The organism is Belliella marina, from assembly GCF_042682445.1.
In the GTDB taxonomy this organism is placed as follows: domain Bacteria; phylum Bacteroidota; class Bacteroidia; order Cytophagales; family Cyclobacteriaceae; genus Belliella; species Belliella marina.
In genome coordinates this window covers 41,540-47,676 of the sequence record NZ_JBHUHR010000004.1, presented here as the reverse complement: position 1 = coordinate 47,676, position 6,137 = coordinate 41,540, and the positions used below count along the sequence as shown (strand labels likewise).

The window sequence follows — 6,137 nt, the reverse complement described above, 5'->3', positions numbered from 1 at the left end:
TTAAGAGAATAAAAAAACAAATCGATAAATTCGGTCTGACTAATGAGGATTTAGGCCTCGAAATCAGCTCAAATTGAGGGATTTTGTTTACGTTAGTCAGAAGCAGAAAAAATGACAGTGCGGAGATTAATAGCATTAATCTGAGCATATTTTGCGGAGAAAGTTTTATTTGCGGAGAATAAGAGGTATATTTGTCGCATAAATTGCGGAGAATGAAAATCTATATACACGAAAAGGAAAACTGGACTGACTTCACTTGGGACAATAGAAAGGTGATGATAAAACTTGGTGAAGCTAGAAACCAGCAGGGCAGACTTCTTGGGAAAATGGAATCGCTTGGTTTTGATTTGCAAAATGAAGCAGTATTGAACACCCTTACTTTAGATGTTATAAAATCATCTGAAATTGAAGGTGAATTTTTAGAAATTGAACAAGTACGTTCTTCAATCGCTCGAAGACTAGGAATTGATATAGCCGGATCAGTAGAATCGGAACGCCATGTTGACGGAATAGTTGAAATGATGCTTGATGCTACACAAAGAAATGATTTACCTTTGACTAAAGACAGATTGTTTGGTTGGCATGCAGCGTTGTTCCCATCAGGTTGGAGTAATCTTTATAAAATCACAGTTGCAGACTGGAGAAAAGACACGACTGGTCCAATGCAAGTCGTATCTGGACCTATGGGAAAAGAAAAAGTTCACTATCAAGCTCCAAATTCAGACAGGATAGAGTCAGAAATGTTAAGATTCTTAGACTGGTTTGAAAACGAGAACGAAATAGATTTGGTTCTTAAAGCAGCTATTGCTCATTTATGGTTCGTGACAATTCATCCATTTGACGATGGAAACGGACGAATTACAAGAGCAATTACAGATATGACATTGGCACGTTCTGACAAAAGCATCAGGCGATTCTACAGTATGTCAGCGCAAATTAGAGTCGAAAGGAAACAGTATTATGAAAAACTTGAAAAAACACAAAAAGGAAATTCAAATATAACAGAATGGATTTTATGGTTTTTGCAATGTTTAATAAATGCTATTGATTCCACAGAGGGGACTTTATCGAAAATACTTCATAAAGCAGAATTTTGGAAAATACATTCCACCACAATTCTCAATGATAGGCAACAAAAAATAATAAACAGACTACTTGATGGATTTGACGGAAAGTTAACAACCTCGAAATGGGGAAAAATTAATAAGTGCTCACAAGATACTGCTCTTCGAGATATTCAAGATTTGATAAAGAAGGATATCTTACAAAAAGAAGCAAGTGGTGGACGAAGCACAAATTATGAACTAAAAGAAATGCCAGGCGGTAACAATGTATATACAAAATAGGCGAAATAGTAGTAAAATCAACGGTTGTAGACCGCTTCAAAATTGCAAATCTTGAAAAACCCTAGGAAGCATATAGTTAGCTAAACTATAGGTGTCAAGACAACTTTTTTGCATGGAATAGTGGCTGCCTGCACTCCGGAAGGCGGATTGACTAACTTGTGCAACTTGGCGTATATCCGTAAGGTAAAGGGGGTACTAGGTGGAATAGAACAGTTTTATTTTTTTGCTTCCGATTGGATCGGAACAAGCATATCCGCCCACAACGCCACCGCTGGCCTCCCAAAAAAGGAGGAAATCCTCCCATAAAGTGAGACAAGCCTTCCCGCTTCTTAGGAGGCAGGCCGCCCGGTAATAGGGAGGCAAGCCCGGATCTCCGTCGTCCCGCCCGCATCAGGCGGTTAGTCTTTAAAATAAAAAGTTTTTTCAGTGAAAAATACCTTGTAGTTGGTATTTCAAGTTAAGATCGGAATGGTTATGTTTGGTAATTATGCTATATCAGCAACTCTTATGCTGAGAGCATGCTATATGGCATACATAGCGCAATAGTTGCGTGAGGAGACTCGTTATAGGGCATTTTAAATGACGACCGTGAGACGACAAAAAATAAGAGGGCATAAAAGAAGACATCGACATATAGAAGAATGGAGATTGGAAAATCTCGATTTAAGATTTGATTTAATCGAAAAATACAATGGCGACCACATTGACATTGTTGTTCATCCTTGGTGTGACATTTCAATTATAAATAGCAAAATACCAGAACCAAAAGCAAAGACTAAAGAACTAATGTTGAGTGGCTTGATTGATATATATGAATCTTGGAAAAAGCAATTAGATCAATTAGGACAACCATACTATTTTAAGATTTGGCTGTATGAACCACGTTTTTCAAAATCGCAGGTTGTTTGTGGAATTGGTGAAAATATAGACTATTATGAAAATGTTTTCTTTAAACCAGGTGAGAGTAAAAAATTGAAGCCAAACAATTACGGGCAACTTAAAAATAGACTTGAAAACTTCACTTGGGAATATCGACTGGACGAAGACCATTATGATAACACAGAAGTTGGAGAACCCGATATTTACGCTTCAAGACAAGACTATGAAGACACAAAAAAATGGTTTACGAAACTTTTAAAAAAGCCACATCGGACGAACAAGTTTAAAGAACCTATTGGGGACATAATAGAATCTTATTCATTAAAACGTGGAGACATATGGCTTGGTGGGCAGAAATAAAAACGCCCCATAACAGGCGTTTGGCTCAATGGCGGGTGACGTGGTTAATTGAACACCCGTCTGCCGGGAGGGTTCTACCCCGCATCAATCCCGAGCTATCGGGATGGTGTATTGATCCGCCGCGGCGGTATCCCGAAAAGGGAGGCAGGTCCGGATCTCCGTCATCCCGCCCACATCAGGCGGTTAGAGTTGAGAATAAGAGGTTTTTTCAGTGAAAAATACCCTGTAGTTGGTGTTTCAAGTTAAGGACGGAATGTTTATGTTTGGGAACGGGGAGATAACCGCATAAAATATTCGTCAATCCCTCCAGTTTAGGGAGAATAAGCGAAAGTTTGTATCGGGTATATCTAAGAGGGCTGACATACTTTGACTAAGCATCTGCATAAACAAAAAATTTGGAAGAGATAAATATCAAACTTGAAAAATTTACGAAAAGCGACTTTGCACATTATTTCGAGTTAGTGAATAATGAAAAAGTAATGGAAATGATTACAGAAAGAGCTCTAGAAAAAGAAGAAGCCATAAAAGACTTTGAAAAGCTCATCCAAAACAATGAGTTAAAAGAAAATTTTGGAAACTTTAAAATCATCAACAATAAAAACAAGGAGTTCATCGGATTGGCTAAACTTGAAATTAAAACTAAACTTGACAAAGAAGCTGAACTTGGATATATCATTATACCAAAATATTGGGGAAAAGGTATTGCTGGCAATGTCGGTAAAACATTAATAGAATCGGCAAAAAAGCAAAGTGGAATAGAACGACTTTTTGCTATTATTGACCCAAAAAATATTCCTTCAAGAAAAATTTTAATTAACAATGGATTTGAGTCAAAAGAATTCAAAGATTTTGATGGCTTGCCTGGTGAAATTTTAGAACTTAAACTGCGATAATAGATGGAATAAAGTACGTCAGTTCAACAAGGTATTGCCAAAAGCGGAGCTAAAGTGCTCAGTTCAATATTTGTGTATCATTCACCGCCAAAACGAATATAATTCGTTTTGGTTTGCCTCGCGCTGAATTTCAACTTTCAGCTTGAAATTCCCCGCCTTCGGCAATGCCCAAAACGTTGTACAGCATTCCCCCTACATTGGAAAAGTTGATTTCGTAAGCTAACGTTTGGATTTTGATGCGGTAATAGATAAAAAAATAGACTGATTTGTATTTTGAATTTTAAACAACTAAATTTATATTAGTTAGAATCCAAGAAAAATAATGAAAACAATCTTTACAGCATTTTTACCTGCCATCTTTTTTTTTGCCTCTTGCGCCAGTGAGACCAGCAGTCTGCTAGATGCAGAAATAGAAGAGATCGAAAGCAGTCTTATCACGTCTATCCAGGTAGATGGCGATCCTTCTATAAAATATACAATCACAGAGCGGATGGAGCATTACAAGGTGCCGGGCTTAAGTATAGCTGTGATCAGAGCAGGGAAACTCCACTGGGCCAAAGGCTATGGCATAGCCAATATAATCGACAATGAAAAGGTGGAGGTTACCCCCAACACATTGTTTCAAGCAGGCTCTATTAGCAAGCCTATAGCTGCATTGTCAGTCCTAAAACTGGTTGAAGAAGGAGTGCTGGATCTTAATGAGAATGTTAATACCTATCTGAAGAATTGGAAAATCCCTGATAGTGAGTACACCAAAGAGCAAAAAGTAACCCTGAGGAAAATACTTTACCATACTTCCGGATTAACAGTACATGGCTTTCCGGGATACGCTGTCGATGAACCAATGCCTACCTTAATCCAGGTACTGAATGGTGAGGGAAATACACCCCGGGTAATTTTGGATACCATTCCTGGCAGTATTTGGAGGTATTCAGGAGGTGGCTATACCCTTATGGAAAAAGTGGTGGAAGATGTAGCCGGAATGGGTTTTGAAACGGTTATGGCTGCTAAAATCCTACAGCCCTTGACAATGACTAACAGCACCTTTGAGCAACCTTTGCCGATAGGTTTGGAAGCTTCGGCCAGTATTGCCAATAATAGAAGAGGTGAGGCAATCGATGGCCTGTGGCATAATTATTCTGAAAAAGCTGCTGCAGGTCTGTGGACTACACCGACAGATTTGGCCAAATATTGTATTGAAGTGCAGGAGATCTTAGCGGGAAAGGATAATGGGATTTTATCCAAAGAAACCATTGAACTGATGTTGACAAAAGAAATGGAAGGATGGGGGATGGGACCTGCGCTACAATGGGCTGGTGATTCGTTGATATTCCGTCATGGGGGCAAAAATGAAGGTTTTACCAATGAAATGCTGGCCTTTGCCTATAAAGGGGATGGTGTAATCATAATGACAAATGCCGATAAAGGACGTCCTTTGATCAATGAAATTTTGCAGTCTCTTTCTACATACTATGACTGGGGGATTGCGGAAACTACCATACTTGACCCCTATCGATCTGAGCCTGACCAATTGAAAAAGCTGACCGGCATATATAAATATAATGGAGCATTTGGGCCCGTTCCCGATATAGAAGGGGATTTTTTGGTTGAGGTTTTATTGGACAACGGGAAATTGAGACTGATGGACACGAATGGTTTTTTCAATTGGACGCTGGCGCAAACCAAAGAACTTGAATTCACAGAAATGGATGGGGGAATAGAAGTCACATTTAAAAATGATAGCGAAAGTAATGCAAGCTCCATGGTAACGTATTATGGTTTCCATTTTGATAAAGTTGAATAGTCCGATGATTGTATTGAGAGATGGGAAAATAACTGAAGTAAACCCGAACGATATTCTACCCACAACATTATAATAAGCGTAGTGCGGGTTGAAGTGCTCAATATTGACTTTTTTGCTTCTTAGGAACTTTGCGGTAGGCAGAAAGAGAATTGCTCCGAAAACCCGGATTATGTTTGTACTTGAGTGTTAGTGGAATAATAGAAATGAAAAACATACGAACCATACAATTTATAGTCTTTGTTGTAATCTGCCTGGGATGCAACAGTTGTACTTTTGTATTTCAATCTTTTATCAGGAATTTTTCCAATAATCCTATCAGGGTGCTTCTAAAGTGTGAAAATGCTAACAACTGCTTTAGGGACTCAGATGTAGTACTAAGCAAAAACCAAATTTTAAGGGTAAACAGGCAAACCCATTTAAAGACAGATAAGGAAATAAAGATAGAACGAGGTGAAAATAGTATCAGCTTTGAAGTCCCGCCCCGTTCAACAGTTTATTTAAAGCCAATTTATTGGTCTTCTCTAGATAGCCTAGAGCATAAAGTTATAGGCATGATAGAAGAAAGTGGCGCTGTTTCCGATTCGTTTGTGATTGATAGGAGTTTAAAGAATGAAAAGATTAAGAGAACAGGAGGAATATTGTATAATAATGTTTTCTATTACGATTATGCAAAATAAACATCCTGCTAGCCAAGGTTTAGGGGTGGGACTCCCCTAAACCTTTTTATTACCTAGCTCGTCAGACTGGAAAACCATATTCCGATCTTCGGGACAAGTTGTGAACCTCACCTGCTCATTGCGGAAGGTTTTAAGTATGCAGTCAGGTAGTCGGCTATTTTAGACTAATCCTGACAAA

At 38.5% G+C, this 6,137-nt stretch carries 4 protein-coding genes; all 4 read left to right on the top strand.

Annotated elements, in window-relative coordinates; genetic code table 11:
- Window positions 1–212: 212 nt before the first annotated feature.
- Window positions 213–1,346 (top strand): Fic family protein, encoded by a 1,134-nt coding sequence (locus tag ACFSKL_RS02330; protein WP_376883167.1) that lies wholly within the window; start codon window positions 213–215, stop codon window positions 1,344–1,346.
- A gap of 588 nt (window positions 1,347–1,934) precedes the next feature.
- The gene (locus tag ACFSKL_RS02325; RefSeq protein WP_376883165.1) at window positions 1,935–2,585 is read left to right on the top strand and encodes a hypothetical protein; all 651 of its coding nucleotides are present in this window, start codon (window positions 1,935–1,937) and stop codon (window positions 2,583–2,585) included.
- Between the two features lie 395 nt (window positions 2,586–2,980).
- Window positions 2,981–3,478 (top strand): GNAT family N-acetyltransferase, encoded by a 498-nt coding sequence (locus tag ACFSKL_RS02320; RefSeq protein WP_376883163.1) that lies wholly within the window; start codon window positions 2,981–2,983, stop codon window positions 3,476–3,478.
- A 322-nt stretch (window positions 3,479–3,800) separates the two neighbouring features.
- Complete coding sequence (locus ACFSKL_RS02315; protein ID WP_376883161.1) at window positions 3,801–5,282, top strand: serine hydrolase domain-containing protein; 1,482 nt, start codon at window positions 3,801–3,803, stop codon at window positions 5,280–5,282.
- The last annotated feature ends 855 nt before the right edge of the window (window positions 5,283–6,137 follow it).

Coding starts and splice junctions, on each gene's coding strand:
- ACFSKL_RS02315 (WP_376883161.1), top strand. CDS start 3,801: ATGAAAACAATCTTTACAGCATTTTTACCTGCCATCTTTTTTTTTGCC.
- ACFSKL_RS02330 (WP_376883167.1), top strand. CDS start 213: ATGAAAATCTATATACACGAAAAGGAAAACTGGACTGACTTCACTTGG.